Below are 17045 nucleotides of genomic sequence, written 5' to 3'. Positions count from 1 at the left end.
GAATTACTTCGGAACTCGAAGCTCCGTGCACATTTTCCGAAACTCCCCGTCATCGGCACGATCCAATGGAACTGCCAAAGCGATACCGTCGCAAAGATTCTCGTACTTCGATGCAAGCGCTGCAGGCAGTTCCGCGTACGTGCATTGCGTGACCAGCACGTCCAGTACGTCATCGGTAATTACATCAGCGAGATCAGCCCAGTCACCCGCGCGGGACATGGCGGTCAGCTTCTCGCCGACCTCGGACAGTCCGAGCGCATCGAGAGCAACGCGGTATGCCGGGGTGGAGTACAGAAACGCAAGTTCTTTTCGCGTAGGCTCCCGTGCCGATGCGACCGTGGCCGCATCGCGGCCGGTGATCGTCTTCGGGACCGCGATGATGCGAGGCCTTCGACCGGCACGTTCGAGATGGGGAATGGTGATCTGTTCGAGTACCTTCGGATGCGAACTCGTGGGATGAGCGACAAAGCCGTCGGCAATCTCGCCTGCGAGCATGCACATCCGCGCATTGACTCCGCCCGTCCATATTTCTGGAGATGGGATGTCGATCGGACCCGGATTGAAATAAGGTTGCAAGCGATCGAAGGTGTAATGCGTGCCCTGGTAATCCAATGCGCTCGAGTCGCGGAAGGCTACGAAGATCGCTCGAACAGCGCCGACATAGTCCCGTAGTTGCGCAACAGGGTCCGTCCATGGCATCGAATACCGCCCGACGATGTTCCCCCGCACCTGAGTCGCCAACCCCAACTGGAACCGGCCACCGGAGAAGCTCGCCAAATCCCAGGCCGCCAACGCCGTCACCATCGGGCTACGCGCAAACGCCACCACCATCGACGTCCGGACGACGAGGGTGGAGCTGTGCTCGACGGCCAACGCAGCGACCGCGAACGGATCTCGAACGGTTTCGGAGATGTGCACGGTGTCGAAACCGAGATCCTCTATGCGCCTGACGCGTTCTGCAACCTGGTGCAGAGGGGTATCGGCGGGTAGTGAAGAAACTAGTTCCATGTCGATTCAGGTGCTCCAGATGCTCGTGCCACGCGACGCTTTCCCTAGCGACCTTACGGCCGGCTGGTCACGCGCCCGGTCGCGGGACGTCCTTCTCCCACCTGGCCCGCCGCTCGGATTCCGACTGCTCCCACCACGGTGTGCCACGTTCTCCCAAAGCGACTTTCGCGGCCTGCACCCCCGCGCGGGAGGCGGCGGCGCCCCCGGTGGAGCGAACGTTGCGTCGCCAAGCCATGAGAATCGACCGTAGTTCGGCGTTGCGGTCCTCGGGAATGGAAGGGTCGGTCGCTCTCCAGCGTCGACCCTCGATCACGATGAAGTGTCCATCCTCGGTGTACTCGCGGTCGTCACTCACCCTGCCTCCCAGCTCCAGCGCTAGTCACAGCTCTCATGTCCTCGATGGTGCCAGAGCCGTCCGACGGTCCTGGTCGGTGGCGGTGTTGGATGGATGAGCAGTGGGTATGTGTGATCCGGTCGCGAGTGGCGCGGCGAAGGAGTGTGACAAGCATGGCTGGATTCGACCGATGATGCTGGCGCGAATGGACGAGTTTCAAAGAAGGCATCCATCGGCAGGATTTCCGCTGGCAGTGGTCTACAAATTCCTCGACGACCGTGGCGGATATCTCGCCGCCCTGATCGCGTACTACGCGTTCTTGTCGCTGTTTCCGCTACTGCTCTTGTTCACCACGCTGCTGGGCATCGTGCTTGCCGGTAATCCGGACCTGCAGGCCAGCATTCTCGACTCGGCGATGAGTCAGATACCCGTCATCGGAGATCAACTCGGCGAACCGGACCGTCTCAGCGGTGGTGTGACGGCGATTGTCATCGGAATTGTCGGCTCGCTCTACGGCGGGCTCGGCATCTCGCTCGCCGCGCAGTACGCGATGAACACCGCTTGGTCCGTTCCGCGCAACGAGCAGCCGGACCCGCTGCGGGCACGACTGCGGGGTCTACTGCTGCTCAGCACTGTGGGTACGGCCATCATCGGACTGACCGTTCTCAACGCCGTTGCATCGTCCGGCGTCTTCGGGTTTGCAGGTGGCACGCTGGCCCTGATCGGCGCCGTCGCAGTCAACGCCGTGGTCTTCTCCGCAGCGTTCAGAATCGGAACGCCCCGCCCGCTGACCCTCCGGAACGTACTGCCGGGGGCAATCGTCGCCGCAGTGCTCTGGCAGGCATTGCAAGCGTTCGGGGGAATCTACATCCGATATGTGGTGGGCAACGTCAGCACCAGTAACGGAGTCTTCGCGATCGTGCTCGGCTTGCTCGGATTCCTTTATATAGCATCGGTACTCATCGTTCTCTGTATCGAGATCAATGCCGTTCGAGTCGACGGACTGCATCCCCGTGCGCTACTGACGCCGTTCACCGATAATGTCGAACTCACCGAGGGTGACAAGAAGTCCTACACCGGCCAGGCAGAAGCGCAGCGGAACAAGGGGTTTCAGGACATCGTCGTCACCTACGAAGACTGACGGGTGCTTGCACGCCTACGCAGACGTGACCGAGTCGCCGAGTAGCGAGGACAGAATCCGCGCCAAGATAGCGAGCTCTGCCTCGCTCAGAGCGGTCAGGGCCGCAGGCGGTGTTCGAAGGACCTCGTTCGCCACGCGCGCGAGTTCACGCCCGGAGTCGGTGAGTGCAACGACGCGTCGACGTCGGTCGAGCGGGTCCTCCGTGCGTTCGAGGTGGCCTCTGGCCTCCAGGTCACGAAGAGCGATCGACAGGTACGGCGGATCGGAGCCGAGCTGTTCGGCGAGTTCGCCCGCCGAGAGTGGTCCGTGCAGGAGCTGTCGGAGAACTTTCGTTCTGAAGAAGCTCTCTCCGGTTGCGGCGACGACGGCGCGGTGTGGATCGGATACCTCGAGAACGAGCTTGCGTAGGTCGGACCAGACATCGGGGGCGTTCACGAGACCAGCTCCTTCGAGCGGGAGGCGACGGCGTGCGCGGTACCGCGCGCCCACCCTCCGGTGGTGACGACCGCCAGAATCAGAACCACGACACCGGCGCACAGCATGACTGTCCAGGCCGGTCGCGCAGCGTCGATGAAACCGTCCTCGAAGCTGCCGACCAGACCTGCGGTCACAATCGATCCGACGACCGCGACTCCGAGCGATTGGCCGATCTGTCGGCTCGTCGATGCGATCGCGGATGCAACGCCGGCCTGACTGCGTGGCATGCCCGATATCGCGGTGTTGGTGATGGGGGCGTTCACCACACCGAAGCCGATACCGAAAATGATGTACGACACCGCAAGCCAGCCGAAGGACGTGTCCGCAGTCAGGCGGGTGAGCATCGTGGCAGAGACGATGAAACCGACCCCGGCGACCACCAGTGAGATGCGCGGCCCGCGGGATCCGGTGATACGTCCGGAGATCGGGGCGAAAACGAGGGTCATCAAGGCCATCGGCAACGTGTACAGGCCGGCGTGCAGTGGGGAGTAGCCGCGGACGTCCTGCAGGTACAAGGTGTTGAGGAACAGAAAGCCACCCAGCGATGCGAAGGAGCACACGGCGATGATCGTGGCGCCGCTGAACGGGACGCTGCGAAAGAACGACAATTCGATGAGCGGTTCGGTGCGTCTGGACTCCGTCAGGATCAGCCCGACGAGTGATGCGAGGGTCACCGCGCCCGTCGTGAGGATGAGTGGGGAGGTCCAGCCCTTTGCCGATCCCTCGATGATCGTGAACACCAGACCGGCGAGCAACGCGATCATGAGGATCTGACCCGCGGGATCGAACTTGCGCGCATGGAGTGCCTTGGATTCCGGGATGTACTTCCACGTCAGTGCCAACGCGAGAAGTCCGATCGGGACGTTCACCCAGAAGATCGACTGCCACCCTGCCGACGTCACGAGCGCCCCGCCCAGCAACGGCCCCGCGGCCATCGACACGCCGACGACTCCACCCCAGACGCCGATCGCGCCTGCGCGTTCCTTGGGGTTGTCGAACGTGTTGGTGATGATCGACATTGCGACCGGATTCATCATCGATCCGCCGACGGCCTGAATCATGCGGAATGCCACCAACCAGCCCAGTGACGGCGCGACACTGCACAGTAGCGATCCGGTGATGAAGGATCCGGTGCCGATCATGAAGATCTTCTTGCGCCCGAAACGATCCGCGGAAGAGCCGCCGAGCATCAACAGCGAAGCCAGGACGAGGGTGTACGCGTCGATGATCCATTGGAGACCGGATACCGAGGAGTCGAGCTCGGCCCGAATCGACGGAAGCGCGACGTTGACGATGGTGTTGTCGATGCTGACCAGGAAGAGACTGAGGCAGCAGATGCCGAGCACGAGGTATCGGCGCTGTGACGAAGACTCTGTCATATGGACCGCCCGATGGTTGTACACCTACAAATGTTAGTTCGAGTATGAATTCTCGAGGCTTGCATGTGCAAGTGGCTAGTTCGGGGTTCTCTCATCGAGGACCCGCCACAGTGGATCGCTCGGCCCGATGTCGAACGTGCACTCTGTCGGTCTCGCATCCGGAACGAATGCCCACAGCAGTGCCCCAGCGGTACCTGCAGCCCGTTGACCGTCCATCTTCGCACCGATGTGTGCGGCACGATCTGCCGTCGCCGCGCAGGACCCCGCGAGTTCGCCGATCTCGGCCACCACGAGGGGCTTGCCGACCTCTGCCGTTTGCGTGATCCGACGCTGGAGTCCGTTCCACTGATCGCCGGGCAGTGCTACCCCGTCGGCGCCGTAGTCGTGGTACTGGAGAACATCGACGTTGGGTGACTCTGCCAGATAACGGTATTCGTCGCCTTGGCTTCCACATTGGCCACCGCCCGTGAGCCCGGCGGTGATCAAGGTTCGAGAATCGAGGGTGCGCACCCGTGCGCCGGCGGTATCGAAGAAATTGCGTAGAACGTCATCTGCGTCGGAGGCGCAGGTTCGTTTGTCCCAGGAGCAGTTCGCGTCCGTACAGGTGCTCGTTTCCGGTTCGCCGACGAGTTCCCACGCGGCAAGTGCGGGTGAGGCCTTCCAGCGCGTGACGGCAGTGTCGGCCCACTCCTCGAAGCTCAGAAGTGCAGTTGGGGTGGGGGAGGGCGGTGGTGTCGTCCAGCCGTCGATGTACCACTGTCGGTCCTTGAAGGCGTTGTCTTCGCACGCCCCGTCCTGCGGTGACAAGACTGGGATCAGAAGTTGATCGTGCGCTTCGGCCGCGGCGAAGACTGCGTCCATGGGACCGAAGTCGAGGGTGCCGGTGAAGCGGTTGATCGCGAGAGCTTGAAACGCGTCGAAGCGCGTCAGCGAGTGTGCAGGCAGGGCCGCGAAGTAGCTGTCGAGATCGACCATGGCCCCGCACCCGGCATTGACCGACCAATCCGTCGCCAGCTGGTAGGCATTGAATCCCGTCGGCCACCACGGTGCGCCGTCGAGTGTCAGACCGTCGGCGTCCGCGCTCACCCGAGCTTCCGGCGACGGCGCAGCGTCTGTCGGTACTGCACCGGTGACGGTGACGAGTAGTCCAGCGAGTGCCGCGGCGGCGACTCGACGAAAACGAACCGTGCTGGGCATAACGCAGATGATAGGCCTGTGTATTGACAACCGGTACATTCGCTCCCGTTGAATGGCATATCGACCGGCACTTATCGGGAAATCTCCGTCGAAATTATTCTTCCACCCCGCAATTCCAACCATACTGGTCGCGGGGATTGTTTATCTGCGCGCTTTCAGGGGTCCCTTCACCTGGTCATCGCGGGTAACGATAAATTCGATAAACATCGAGGACTGTTCACTCCTGATCGGTCATAATAATTCTCGAGAGATGCCACTTCCACCTAAAGGGCCGGACTATTTGATGTCGTCGACTATTGGTGTGCCTTCACGCTGTACTGCTCGAATAGCCGCAATCAGTGGGATCGTTGCGATTATGGTCCTTTCCTCCGTACCTGGAATCGCGCAAGCGCAGGACGCGGACTCGGAAGAGACAGCCCCGATCTCGCTGTCCCTCAGCGAAACCGGCCTAGGTGGTCCGATTGCACTGAATGGGCAGAGTGGCCGTGCTCAGGTCACCGTGCCGGTGCCACCGGGTACCACGCCGTCGTCGTTGAACGCCGTGCTCACCGTCCCGGCCTGGCTCGATCGAGGTTGGATCGATGTGGAGTCCGGCAACCGGCCCATCTCACGCGTCGCGCTCGCGCGCGACGCGCCGACGATCCCTATCTCCATCCCGCTGGCGGCAGTTCCAGTTGTCGGCGGAGCGGTGACCCTCGATCTCGCGTCGACGCTGATTCCCGACGCCGGCTTCTGCCCGAATGCCGTCGACGCGCAGCTGCGACTCCTCGACGCCCGAGTCGATTACACCGGGGCGCCGTCGATACCGCGAACGATCTCCGAGTTCCTGCCACCGGTGCTCCGACAGCTCACAGTATTCATGCCTGCCCAGCCGAACCGCGACATGATCTCGGCAGTGTTGACGTTGACGACGTCGGTGATCGACTACTACGGCGCGCAGCCCGTTCGGGTCGTCGTGCGCCCGGACACCGAATTGCAGGGTTCGCAACCGGACCAGACATTCGAACGGTCCGTCGTGGTGTCCGAGAACAACGACGCCTCAGCAGAACTGATCTTTCCGGCCGATCAATCACCTCCACGGCTGTTCGTCACCGGTAGCGATACGGCACTGACCGACCAGGTTCGATTGATCACCAGCAACATTGCCGACTTGGCGGTGACGACCAAAGCACTCGCGGGGGCGTCGGCTCCTCGTGCTGTTCTCGCACCCGATTCGACGACCCTCGACGATCTCGGAATCGGGACTGTCACCGGGAAAGGCGACTCCACCGCGACTGCGTCGCTCACGCTCGATCAAGCACGCCTGGGCCGCTCGGTCTCGGATGTGTCGGTGCATCTGACCGGAAATTACACCCCGGGCGTCGGATCGATCACTGCCGGGGTGGGAGGTAAGACGATCGCATCGTGGTCCGCCGACGATTCGGGTCGGTTGGATGAGTGGGTCGAGATCCCGAACGCCGAGCTGCGGAAAGCTACCACCCTCGACGTCAGCGTCGAGCACCCCTCGGATTCGGCCGCCGGATGTGGCACGCAGGCAGCGTCGACGATCACGGTCGACGGTTCCACTGTCGTCCGATCCGGACCTTCCTCGACGCCGGCTCCGCTGGGATTCGGATCGCTGCCGCAAGCCTTGATGCCGCAGTTCGACGTAGCGATGACCCAGGAAACCTTCGCCGATACCGTCCGTGCCGTCTCGGTCGTGACCGGACTGCAGCGCCTGTCCGCCAGGCCGATCATGCTGCAGGTCGTTTCTCTCGACGACGCGCTCGCCAGCTCCGACCCGGCCGTCGTGATTGCCGCCGACGGCGCTCTACCGGACTCGCTTTCATTGCCGCTGTCCTCGTCCGGCGCTACCACGTTCTCGATCGCAACGCCGGAATCCACAGACTCCGAATCAGACTCGGACACAGGCTCCTCGCTCACCGTCGATCCGGGGGTGCCTTACGCCAGCTTGCAGGTGACTACGACCGCGAACAACCAGGCATTGTTGGTGGCATCGTCGACAGGCAAGGGGGGCCGGCTCGACGCACTTCTGGGTTGGCTCGACGCCGATCCGTCGCGTTGGTTCGGCCGCAGCGGTGACATTCTCTTCGCTGTACCGGGAATCGAGCCGGTGTCGTTGTCGAGCGGTGACCTGGCAAAGGAGTCATCGGGGGAGTCGACGCAGGCCAACGGGTCCGGCGTCGATCGCCTGAGCGTGACGATCCTCGGAATTGCCGGCGCAGTATTGCTCGTCGCTCTCGTAGGTGCGGTCGTCCTCGTTGTGCGCTCTCGCCGCTCTGGTCGCCGTCGCCACCGCCGCCGCGACGATTCACCGCCGTCATGACTGCCGATGCCGAGGCCGGACCCGACCACACCGGGGAAGGGGACTCGGGCAGCGAGGACGTCGAACATCTCGATTCAGCACCGGAGAAAACGGGATGGACGGCGCACCCGGCCACGGTGATCGTGCTTCGGTGGCTTCTGCTCACCGGGTGCGTCGTGGTCGCGTTCTTTCCCACCTGGAAGCGGGTGTTGGAGGAAGCCACGAACGGCGCCATTACCGCATACATCTTCGTGCTCCCGTTCCTGGCGGCTGTGGCCGCGCAGGGGCTGGCTCGCCGCCGGGCCGGAGAGCTGCCGATTCACGATCGACAGACCGACGTCATTGTCGGCGGTCTCGCGTTACTGGCGTCGATCGCCGTCAAAGCCTTGTGGTTGCCGCGTTACTCCGAGCAGTACGCACTCGCGCACCTCGATGTCCTGTCGGCGTTGGTGTTCTTCTTCGGCGGCGCGATCCTGTTGTTCGGTCTTCGGCCGGTCGGCCGATTCTGGTCGGTGTGGTTGCTGCTGCTGGCATTGAGCCCGTTGATGTATCGGTTGGTCGCCATCAACGTCGGTGGAAGCCGATTCGCCTACGGCGCAGTGCTGGTGGTGTTGGGCGGGGTCGCAGGCGCGATAGCTGTCGGTCGTACTCGGCGTAGGGCGTGGCTCGGATTCGTCTGCACGGTGGCGACGGGGTTTGCGGTGCTGGCGTTCATCTTGGCCCTCTGGCCTCGAATCGACATCGTTCTGATGCAGCTGATCCCGACGGTCGGTGCCTCGATGGTGATCGGGGTGGGGTTCTATCTGCTCTCCAGGCGCGGTGAGAGCAAGAAACCGTTGCCGAAGGGCATGTCCTCGTCCTCGGCGAAACGTTCGCCGAGTTCGGCGATCATGGTGATCGTTGCTGCGGTGATCCTGCTCTTTCTCCCGCTGCCCGAGACAACGGTCATCCCGGATACCGCCGGCCCTCCGGGATCGACGTCCGTACCGTTGGCTCCGCCGACCGGGTGGAACCGGACAGCGATCCAATCGTACGACTGGGTGCGCTCGTACTTCGGGCAAACAGCCACGCTGAACCGGCAGACGATGAAAGCCGAAGACGGAAACCCCGAGTGGGACATCCAATCACGACCACGAACTGTGGTCGTGGACGTCCTCTCCACCACCAACCGAGCCAGCTTGGCGATCTATCCGGAAAGCACTCTGTATCGGCTGAGCAATACCCGCACCAGCGCTCCACTGCAGGTGCCCCTCGGGCACGGAGTCACCGGAACCCTGTACACCTCGGTCAGCGACGCATTGTTGTTGACCTGGACAAAATTGGTCTTCACCTGGGTACGCGGCGACGTCACCCAGCGAGTGACGATCATCAGCGTGGACAATCACGAGGACGGCGCTTCGTTCCCCAGGCCGATACCGTCGATGGCGTCGAATATCGGTACCAGCCTCGCGACCTTCCTACGCGGCAATTCCATCGTCGCCGACACCGACCCGGAGTACAAAGACCGCACGCTGCTGACCTCGTTCGGCACCGGTCTCGTTCGGGCGCAATGGAATATCGATACCAGAGGTGGACAGTGAGCAGCACGCCGCGGATTCCGCCGCGCGTCGGGGAGGAGACAGCGGAGTTTCGCGCAGCGGCGCTCGACGACGCCATCAACGGACTCGCCCGACGAAATCCATTGGCGTCGGCTGCGATCGCCTTCGTGCCGTGGCAGAAGTACACCGCCATCTCCATCGCCGTTCTCACTCTGGTGAGCGCTCTACTGAATCCTGTTCCGACACTGCTGGTATTGACGGTGTTGTGCACGCTGGGCTATCTGGCGATGATGTTCGACCGCCTGTTGATCTTCTCTCGGGGGTTGGATGCGACAGCGATCGTGACGGTCACCGATGAGCAAGCGCTCGCGATTCCGGACGAACTTCTTCCCGCGTACACGATCTTGGTCCCGGCATACAACGAGCCCGAGGTTGTCGGCGACCTCATCGCCGCCATGACCAACCTGAACTATCCGCCGGACAAACTACAAGTTCTGCTGCTGTTGGAAGAGGACGACGACGTCACCATCGACGCGGCGGCGCGCAGCGGAGTCAGCCAGATCGTGGAGGTAATCCTCGTCCCTGCCGGAGACCCTCGTACCAAACCGAAGGCCTGCAACTACGGACTGCATTTTGCGACCGGAACCATTGTCACGATCTTCGACGCCGAAGATCTCCCCGAACCTCTGCAGCTGCGTAGGGTCATCGCCGCGTTCGACCGTCTGCCCGATACCGTGGCCTGCGTCCAAGCAAAGTTGGCATTCCACAACGGCTCTCAGAATCTGCTGACCGGATGGTTCACCGCGGACTACGCGCTGTGGTTCGGCTACTTGCTCCCCGGTTTGATGCGCAGCACCTCACCGATTCCGCTGGGCGGCACATCCAATCATCTCCGGCGCGACGTCATCGAGCAGGTGGGCGCGTGGGACGGCTTCAACGTCACCGAGGATGCCGATCTCGGAGTGCGTATCGCCGCATCCGGTTACTCCACCGCGGTACTGGATTCGATCACACTCGAGGAAGCGAACAGTGACCCGATCAACTGGGTCAGACAGCGTTCACGCTGGTACAAGGGTTACCTTCAGACGTGGTTGGTGCATATGCGTCGACCTCTCGCTACCGTGCGTGCATTGGGCCCGGTCGGCACCTACCGACTGACGTTGTTGTTGGCAGGTACTCCGATCAGTGCCTGCATCAACATGATCTTCTGGTTCACCACGGCCGCTTGGATTCTCGGGCAACCAGACCTCATAGCCGCGCTGTTCCCGCCGTACATCTACTACTTCTCGCTGGTGTCACTGATCATCGGCAACGTCGCCACCATCTACATGTACCTGATCGCCAGTCGGGAAAGCGACAACGCCTACCTTCTCGTTCCGAGCCTGACCATGCCGCTGTACTGGGTGATGATGAGCGTTGCTGCTATCAAGGGATGCTGGCAGCTCATTCGGAACCCGTCCTACTGGGAGAAGACATTTCACGGACTGAACACGCCGACCACAGCAGCAGTCGAGACCGAAGAGACTCTCACGTGAGCTCTCGCGCACCATGGATCGTCTTCACCGCATCGTTGGCGGGCTACGTTGCGATCGGGTTGACGCTGAGCCTGAGGTTCGGCTACCTGCTCGGCGACGCATTGTCACGGACCTCGGCTGCACAGTCGGTTCTCCTGAGCCGCGACCCACATGTGTCCGCCATCGGATTCATCTTCACCCCGTTGACTGCGTTGGCACAGTTGCCGATCGTTGCGTTGTCTTCGTGGTGGCCGGCGATCACCCGGTGGAACATCTCCGGGATCCTGGTCTCGGCGGCGTTCATGGCAGGTGTTGTCGTGATGGTGTACGGAATCTGTCGGGATCGGGGTCTCTCGACCCGGTATTGCACGATCGTCACGGTGGTGTTCGCGATCAACCCGATGATCGTTTTCTACGGTGCGAACGGCATGAGCGAAGCAGTCTTTCTGTTCTTCGTCTGCTGGGCGGTGCGGCGCTTGATCCGCTGGGTACATACCGACGACGTCCACGATCTGGTCGTTGCGGGTATCGCACTGGCACTGGCCTACCTGACCCGCTACGACGGCGTCGTCGCTATTGCCGGTGCCGCTGTGCTGGTCGCGGCGATCACGCTGATGCGACGCGGAAGAGCGCAGTGGCGGCAGATGATTCGCCGCGCCGTGCTCGACGGGGTGCTCGTGGCAGGGCCAGGCTTCGCCGCGTTCGTGGTGTGGACCGGTACGAGTTGGTTGATCACCGGGGAAGCGTTGGCCCAATTGTCCTCGGGCTACGGCAATGCCGCGATTCTTGCGCAGTCCGGCGGTTCGACGGGAACCGCGCTGGGCAACACCGTGTTCGCGGTGACGGCCATTGTCGTGCTGGGGCCTGCGCTGTTGGTGGCCCTGCCGGTATCGGCGGTCCTCGCATTACGGCGACGCGATCTGGAATTCTTGGTCGGCCCGGTCGTGTTCGGGGCGGTCCTCGCATTCCAGGCCGTCAGCTTCATCGGCGGCTCCACCTTCGGTTTTCTGAGGTTCTATATCTGCGCGATACCGCTCGCCGTGGTCGCATTGGTGCAATTGGTTCCGCCGCGAGGCAATCCGCACACGCGGCGAGAAGGTGCGTTCCACCGTCCCCGGCCGGTTCGTGCGATGGTGCCGGCAGGGGTCGGCGTCGGGCTGGTGGTGTTGTCGGTGCTGGCAGTGCCGGTCACCGGCTGGGCGATGGTTCAGCCGAAGCTGGCTCCCCAGGAATATGCGCTGGGATATCTACTCGACCCGACCCCCTCGGCCGACGATGCCGATGCAGTCGCAGCTCGCACGATCATCGACTCGTTCGCCACCGAACGCGAACTCGCCGCATATCTGGACGCACAGAATCTGCCCGAAGGATCGGTTCTCGTCGACACCGTCTACGGGTTTGCGGTGGTCGCCGCGTCGTCGAATCCCTCGCAGTTCGTCGTGCCCTCCGACCAGGATTTCACCACGATTCTCAACGATCCGGGTGCAGCCGGAGTGAAGTATCTGCTGACGGTTCCCAACACCGGGCGTGGCGAATCCGACGCCGTCAACCGCAGGTATCCGACGATCTACGACAACGGTGCCACCATCTCCACACTTGCATTCGAGGTCCCCACTACGGGTGCAGATCAACCGAATTGGCGCATCTATCAGGTCGTCGACTGAGGCGAACCGGTACAGCGTTGCTCGCTATCGACCGGCGGCGTCGTATGCCGCGCCTTGAACACCGACGAGATCTACCAGGTCTCGCTGGGCGACGTTCATGTCCACCTGATGAATTCCCCAGTTCGGGGCCGGCACTGCCGGGATGAGCGAGGCCCCGGGCCCGTCTACCATGAGAACGCGTGGGCCCTCGTCGGTTGTGCACCGAGCATGGAGGCCGTCGACTTCCTGACCCGCGAGAATTCCGTGGATGGGAGCGTCGGCGTTCTCGCGCAACGACCCCGGATTGGTGCACAGCACCTCGACGTCGGGTCCGGCCGTATTCGGCGGCAGACCGAATCTCGCGTCTTCAGGTGCGGGATTCGAGAATGCCGAATAGGCGACTACACATCCGGTCTGCGTGGACTCGGTGCAGGCGGGCACGGAATCGAAGTCGCCTCCCACACCTTCGCCCTTGCGGACGAGCACGTTCCCGCCGATCAGCAGCGCCGAGACCAGTTGCGATTGGATGGGCTGACCATCGATGTGATCGGCGATCAGTTTTCGAAGGACGAAAGTGCCCTGGGAGTGTCCGATGAGGACCACACCACGGCCGTTGTTGTGGTGCTCGAGGTAGTCGTTCCAGGCGTTCTCGATGTCGGCGTATGCGAGGTTCCCGGCAGCGGTGCGTTCTTCCGCCGTCCCAGCGAACAATGCGCGGAGGGTGGTCTGCCGGTATATCGGCGCCCACACGTTGCAGTTCTCCCCGAAGGGCGCGGCCTGCAAGGCTGCCACAGCGCGCAACTCGGGAGAGGTGTCGAAGTTCGCGTTGGTGCTCTGCTGCAGTGACGCGGTGGGGTAGACGTAGAAGCAGTCCACCGGAGCGCCCGACCCACCGCCGCACGGGTCACCTTGCTGGCCGGGCTGACACAGCCAGGTCGTGGTCGCTGCGGGAGCAGGGTCGGCGGACACCGGCGAAGCGACCATGGCGAAGAACATCATGGCCAGCACACCGACGCGAAGCGCCAGGCCGGCGGAACGTGGGATCGGCACGAGGGTGACGATAGCAGGGCAGGTGCCTGGCCACGGGGAGTCCAGGAATCGGCCCGGAAACGCCTCCGAAACTACCGATCTTCCTCGATCGCGCCCCGAGGCAGCCTTTCTGCGCCCCAACTGCGTTCGATGAATCCGATGATGTTTTCGACATCTTCCGCCGGAATCTTGTCCGGCTCACCTTCCTCGAGCGGATCGGCGTGAAAGATGTAGAGGCGAGAGGCGAACTGGTCGAACGGCAGGGATCCTTCACCGGCTCGTTCACCATTTCCTGCGGTCCCGACGACGACGCCGTCACCCCAATCCTGGCCGCTGTCGTTGTTCGGATTGAAAAAATAGACCCGCATGATGCCGTCGGGATCGGCGGTGACACGCAGGATGGCGATCGCATGCCAGCCGATGTAGCGGGCCGCACTGTCGGTGACGGCGACGCCGGCCGGTTGCGGGTGAATCAGCGGCTGACCACCGTTGTACGCAGGGTGATAGGAGGCGTGAAACTGCCGAATGAAGCCGTCGAGGTCGATCAGATTTCCGGTCGCGACGTCGACGTTGATGTGGAATTCCCGAGCAGACCACCAGCCGTGGAACTCGGGATTGACCCAGCGATGCGGGTCGCCTTCACGGTCGGCGCAGCGTCGGACCATCTCTGCGTAAATTCGGTCGAGGTGCGGCACCAGCAGCAACGAAACCGGATCGAGGTCGATCGGATCGGTGGTCGCGACGCCGCCCACGCTATCGGTCGAGGAAATCGGTCGACCCTCGAAGTGCATGACGATCTCGTCGTCACGTGCAGCCCAGACGACCATCTGCAGCAGATAGTCGGGATCGTTGTACGCCCACATGGACAGTGCTCGCGCAGACTGGCACGTGGGATTGTCACCTTGGCCGACACCGAGTGGTTGGCCGAGCATCGACAACAGTCCACCGAGCAACCGCGACTCCGGATCGGGACCCGGACCGAATGCGACAAGCATTTTCTCGCGCACCTTCGGTGACAGCTTCAGTGAAATCTGCCGCCACAGGGAAGGGACTACCGGTGGCTCGTACAGAGTCCCTCGGTCGAGAAGCAGCGCCAGGCCGTACAGGCACTGTGCTGTCTCCGGATACACGGTCTCGGAAACGAGCCGCTGAACGAGTTCCGGATATCGCTGCAGACAGGTCCTGCCGGTGTCGGACAGTCCGAGCGCCTCGGCCAGTACGTAACTGTTGTGCTCGACCAGGTAACGCATGAGGGTCGCGTGATAAGGCGAGACCAACCCGGTGTCGTGCATTGCCCGGGCGAAACCGCGTGCCTCGAACTGCAGCGCTTCCGAATCCATGACCGCGAGCCGCGACCGATAGACGTCGACCCCGGGGTCCTCCCGACACGCTTCGGTAGTGCCGAACAGCGCCGTGATCAACCGGTCGAGACCCTGCCCGGACGTACCGAGATCCACGGTGGGGTCGTCGCGGTAGATCGCGATGCGGGTGACCATCGCCTTGACGTTGTCCACCTGAATCGGGCGTTGACGCAACACACGCCAGATCTCTTCGAGGAGTTCGTCGAGAACGCTGTCGTAACCGATCTGTTCGGCTACGTAGCCGAACAGATCGCGAATGAGATGAGCCGTGCGCCCGAGTCGAACTCGCTCTGCCTCCGACGGCGCTGTGAACAACACTTCGAGGTTCATGGCGAGGACCTGGGACAGGAACCGGCGAGCATTTTCCGGCGTCACCGCCGGGTGGTCGTATTCGCCGGCAACGATCGCCACCATCCGAAGTTCGCTCGTCGCCTCGAGCACTACGGTGTCGTTGTTGCCGCTTCGCAGGCTCGGGCCGACGAACGCCGGAACGAGGATGTCCGGCTGCGCCCAGTCCGATCCGGCGAACAGTCCCGCGTTCTCGAGGAGTTCGGCACGCTCCCGAATCGCTGCACAGCCGCCGGGTTGAGACAGCACACGATGCAAAGAGTCGAGGACGCGTCGGAGCTTGCTGCTCTTGGTGAACTCCGGAGCAGTTGCGAACGCTTCGGTTGCGTGATCGAGCTGCGCGAGGCGCGAAGCCAATGCTCGATCGGCCGCTGTGGCCGCATCGGTGACCGACGGTTCTTCCGTCGACTGTGCCGGTGGCGTGTGGTCGTCCCCGAGTTCCTGCCTCACACGTAGAAGTCCAATTCTTCCTGTTGTTTGAGCAGATCACGCATCCGGTACGGATCTTCGCCGAAGAAGTACAGCAATCCCCAGTGCGTACCGAAAGCCGTACGCTTGGTGACGGTCTCCTCGACGGGCGCCGAGAGGTCGTTCGTCTCGTAGTAGTCGTCGTCCAACGTGACGTCGGGGATGACGAGGTTGCTGACGACGCGTCGACGGGGGTACACACCGAAGCAGCCGGCAACACCGGTGGCGTCGACGACCTCCTTGGGGAAGAAGGCGTCGATCTCTTCCTCGGTGGTCTTCGGGTCGAACGCCAGTACCAGGCCTTGGTAAGCATTGAAGCCGTAGGCGCGCTCGAGTAGCTCGAAAACTTTGAAACCTGGTGGCCGGTAAGCAACTTCGCCGAAGTACATCTCGCCGTCGCTGGTGACGAAGTACTCGGGGTGGATGAACCCGAATTCGATCTCGAAGGTCTTGATCAGCTTCTCGATCTGCACGGTGATCTGATCGCGGTACTTCTCGAGCTCGGGGGTGGCGGGTACGAACACCGAGTATCCGAGGGTCACGTACTCGGAGATGTTGAGGAACTTGATCTTTCCGTTGTGGATCCAGGCTTCGACGGCGAACTCCCAGCCGTCGAGATGCGATTCCATCAGAGCCGGGAATTCCTCGTCGGGGATCGAGTCGACATCGTCAGGTGTCCTGATCACCCGGTGGCCGAGGCAGCCTGCCTTGTCGAACGCTTTGACGTGAATCGGGTCGTTGGGATCGCCGTCGAGTTTGAGGAGAGTTTGGTTGACGCGTTTGAGGAAGCGGATCACATCTTCACGGTCGTGAGCCTCCTCGAAGATCCCGACGCGAATCCCACCGAGCTGTGCACGACGCTTCATCAGGGACTTGTCTCGCAACAACATCGCCTGCCCGAACAGGCGTGGGTTGCCCAGCAGTACCGAGTTGATGGCGCCGGCCCACTCGACAGTTTCCTCGTACAGCGGGATCGCGACGTCGACACCCATATCGCGCAGTGTTTCGGCGATCTCGAGCGAACGGTCGTTGAGACGTTCGAAGTTCCACGGAAGATAGGGAATATCGTGCTCAGTGCAGTATTGCTCGGCCCAATCCGGTGCCACGACGACATACCTGCGGTCGAACTTGTCGAGGGCTTCCACAGCCGGCAAGCTCCAGCCGAGTAGTGCTACGTAGCCCGTGTCCGGATTCTTCTCGAGCCGTGCAGGCTGAGACATAAAGATCCTTCCCAATCGGTGTTCCGTGGTCGAAGTCCTCCGCTCCACGGTACAGAGTGTGCACTTCGCGACCGACGGGCTAC

Annotated in this window: 13 protein-coding genes; 5 read left to right on the top strand and 8 right to left on the bottom strand. The window is 62.4% G+C overall.

The genetic code is table 11. The annotated features are described in order from the left end of the window. Window positions 1-3: 3 nt before the first annotated feature. A complete protein-coding gene (locus tag E5720_RS06790; RefSeq protein WP_136170014.1) occupies window positions 4-1008 on the bottom strand; it encodes a TIGR03617 family F420-dependent LLM class oxidoreductase in 1005 nt (334 codons plus the stop codon). A gap of 67 nt (window positions 1009-1075) precedes the next feature. Next, window positions 1076-1363 (bottom strand): hypothetical protein, encoded by a 288-nt coding sequence (locus E5720_RS06785; RefSeq protein WP_136170013.1) that lies wholly within the window; start codon window positions 1361-1363, stop codon window positions 1076-1078. A gap of 184 nt (window positions 1364-1547) precedes the next feature. Here E5720_RS06785 and E5720_RS06780 point away from each other — a divergent pair, with 184 nt between their 5' ends. After that, window positions 1548-2483, top strand: a complete 936-nt coding sequence (locus E5720_RS06780; protein WP_247596199.1) for a YhjD/YihY/BrkB family envelope integrity protein — start codon at window positions 1548-1550, stop codon at window positions 2481-2483. A gap of 15 nt (window positions 2484-2498) precedes the next feature. Here the strand turns inward: E5720_RS06780 and E5720_RS06775 are convergent, their stop codons facing one another. From E5720_RS06775 to E5720_RS06765, 3 genes are all read right to left on the bottom strand, one after another. Further along, window positions 2499-2918 carry a MarR family transcriptional regulator gene (locus E5720_RS06775; RefSeq protein ID WP_136170012.1) on the bottom strand — a complete coding sequence of 140 codons (420 nt, stop codon included), beginning with the start codon at window positions 2916-2918 and terminating at the stop codon, window positions 2499-2501. Beyond that, a complete protein-coding gene (locus tag E5720_RS06770) occupies window positions 2915-4339 on the bottom strand; it encodes an MFS transporter (RefSeq protein WP_136170011.1) in 1425 nt (474 codons plus the stop codon). The genes E5720_RS06775 and E5720_RS06770 overlap by 4 nt, the downstream gene beginning before the upstream one ends. A 75-nt stretch (window positions 4340-4414) precedes the next feature. Beyond that, on the bottom strand, window positions 4415-5536 hold the full coding sequence (locus E5720_RS06765) for a beta-mannosidase (protein ID WP_136170010.1): 1122 nt from the start codon (window positions 5534-5536) through the stop codon (window positions 4415-4417). Between the two features lie 355 nt (window positions 5537-5891). Between E5720_RS06765 and E5720_RS06760 the strand changes: the two genes are divergently transcribed. Genes E5720_RS06760 through E5720_RS06745 form a run of 4 tightly spaced genes read left to right on the top strand, consistent with a single transcriptional unit; the run spans window position 5892 to window position 12557 of the window. Beyond that, the gene (locus E5720_RS06760) at window positions 5892-7862 is read left to right on the top strand and encodes a hypothetical protein (protein WP_136170009.1); all 1971 of its coding nucleotides are present in this window, start codon (window positions 5892-5894) and stop codon (window positions 7860-7862) included. Beyond that, the gene (locus E5720_RS06755; protein ID WP_136170008.1) at window positions 7859-9421 is read left to right on the top strand and encodes a hypothetical protein; all 1563 of its coding nucleotides are present in this window, start codon (window positions 7859-7861) and stop codon (window positions 9419-9421) included. The genes E5720_RS06760 and E5720_RS06755 overlap by 4 nt, the downstream gene beginning before the upstream one ends. Continuing rightward, window positions 9418-10914, top strand: a complete 1497-nt coding sequence (locus E5720_RS06750) for a glycosyltransferase (protein WP_247596198.1) — start codon at window positions 9418-9420, stop codon at window positions 10912-10914. Before E5720_RS06755 ends, E5720_RS06750 begins: the two co-directional genes overlap by 4 nt. Further along, window positions 10911-12557, top strand: a complete 1647-nt coding sequence (locus E5720_RS06745) for a glycosyltransferase family 39 protein (RefSeq protein ID WP_247596197.1) — start codon at window positions 10911-10913, stop codon at window positions 12555-12557. The genes E5720_RS06750 and E5720_RS06745 overlap by 4 nt, the downstream gene beginning before the upstream one ends. 24 nt (window positions 12558-12581) lie before the next feature. On the opposite strand, the gene E5720_RS06740 is transcribed toward E5720_RS06745, so the two are convergent. From E5720_RS06740 to E5720_RS06730, 3 genes are all read right to left on the bottom strand, one after another. Continuing rightward, a complete protein-coding gene (locus E5720_RS06740; protein ID WP_247596196.1) occupies window positions 12582-13586 on the bottom strand; it encodes a DUF3089 domain-containing protein in 1005 nt (334 codons plus the stop codon). 71 nt (window positions 13587-13657) lie between these two features. Further along, window positions 13658-15724, bottom strand: a complete 2067-nt coding sequence (locus E5720_RS06735; protein WP_247596195.1) for a hypothetical protein — start codon at window positions 15722-15724, stop codon at window positions 13658-13660. Next, window positions 15721-16962, bottom strand: coding sequence for a carboxylate--amine ligase (locus E5720_RS06730; RefSeq protein ID WP_136170005.1), 1242 nt, complete (start codon window positions 16960-16962; stop codon window positions 15721-15723). Before E5720_RS06730 ends, E5720_RS06735 begins: the two co-directional genes overlap by 4 nt. Between the last annotated feature and the right edge of the window lie 83 nt (window positions 16963-17045).

This window comes from Rhodococcus sp. PAMC28707, assembly GCF_004795915.1.
Taxonomy (GTDB): domain Bacteria; phylum Actinomycetota; class Actinomycetes; order Mycobacteriales; family Mycobacteriaceae; genus Rhodococcoides.
Note: the sequence above shows the minus strand (reverse complement) of the source record. Positions and strands in the feature narration are given on the sequence as shown.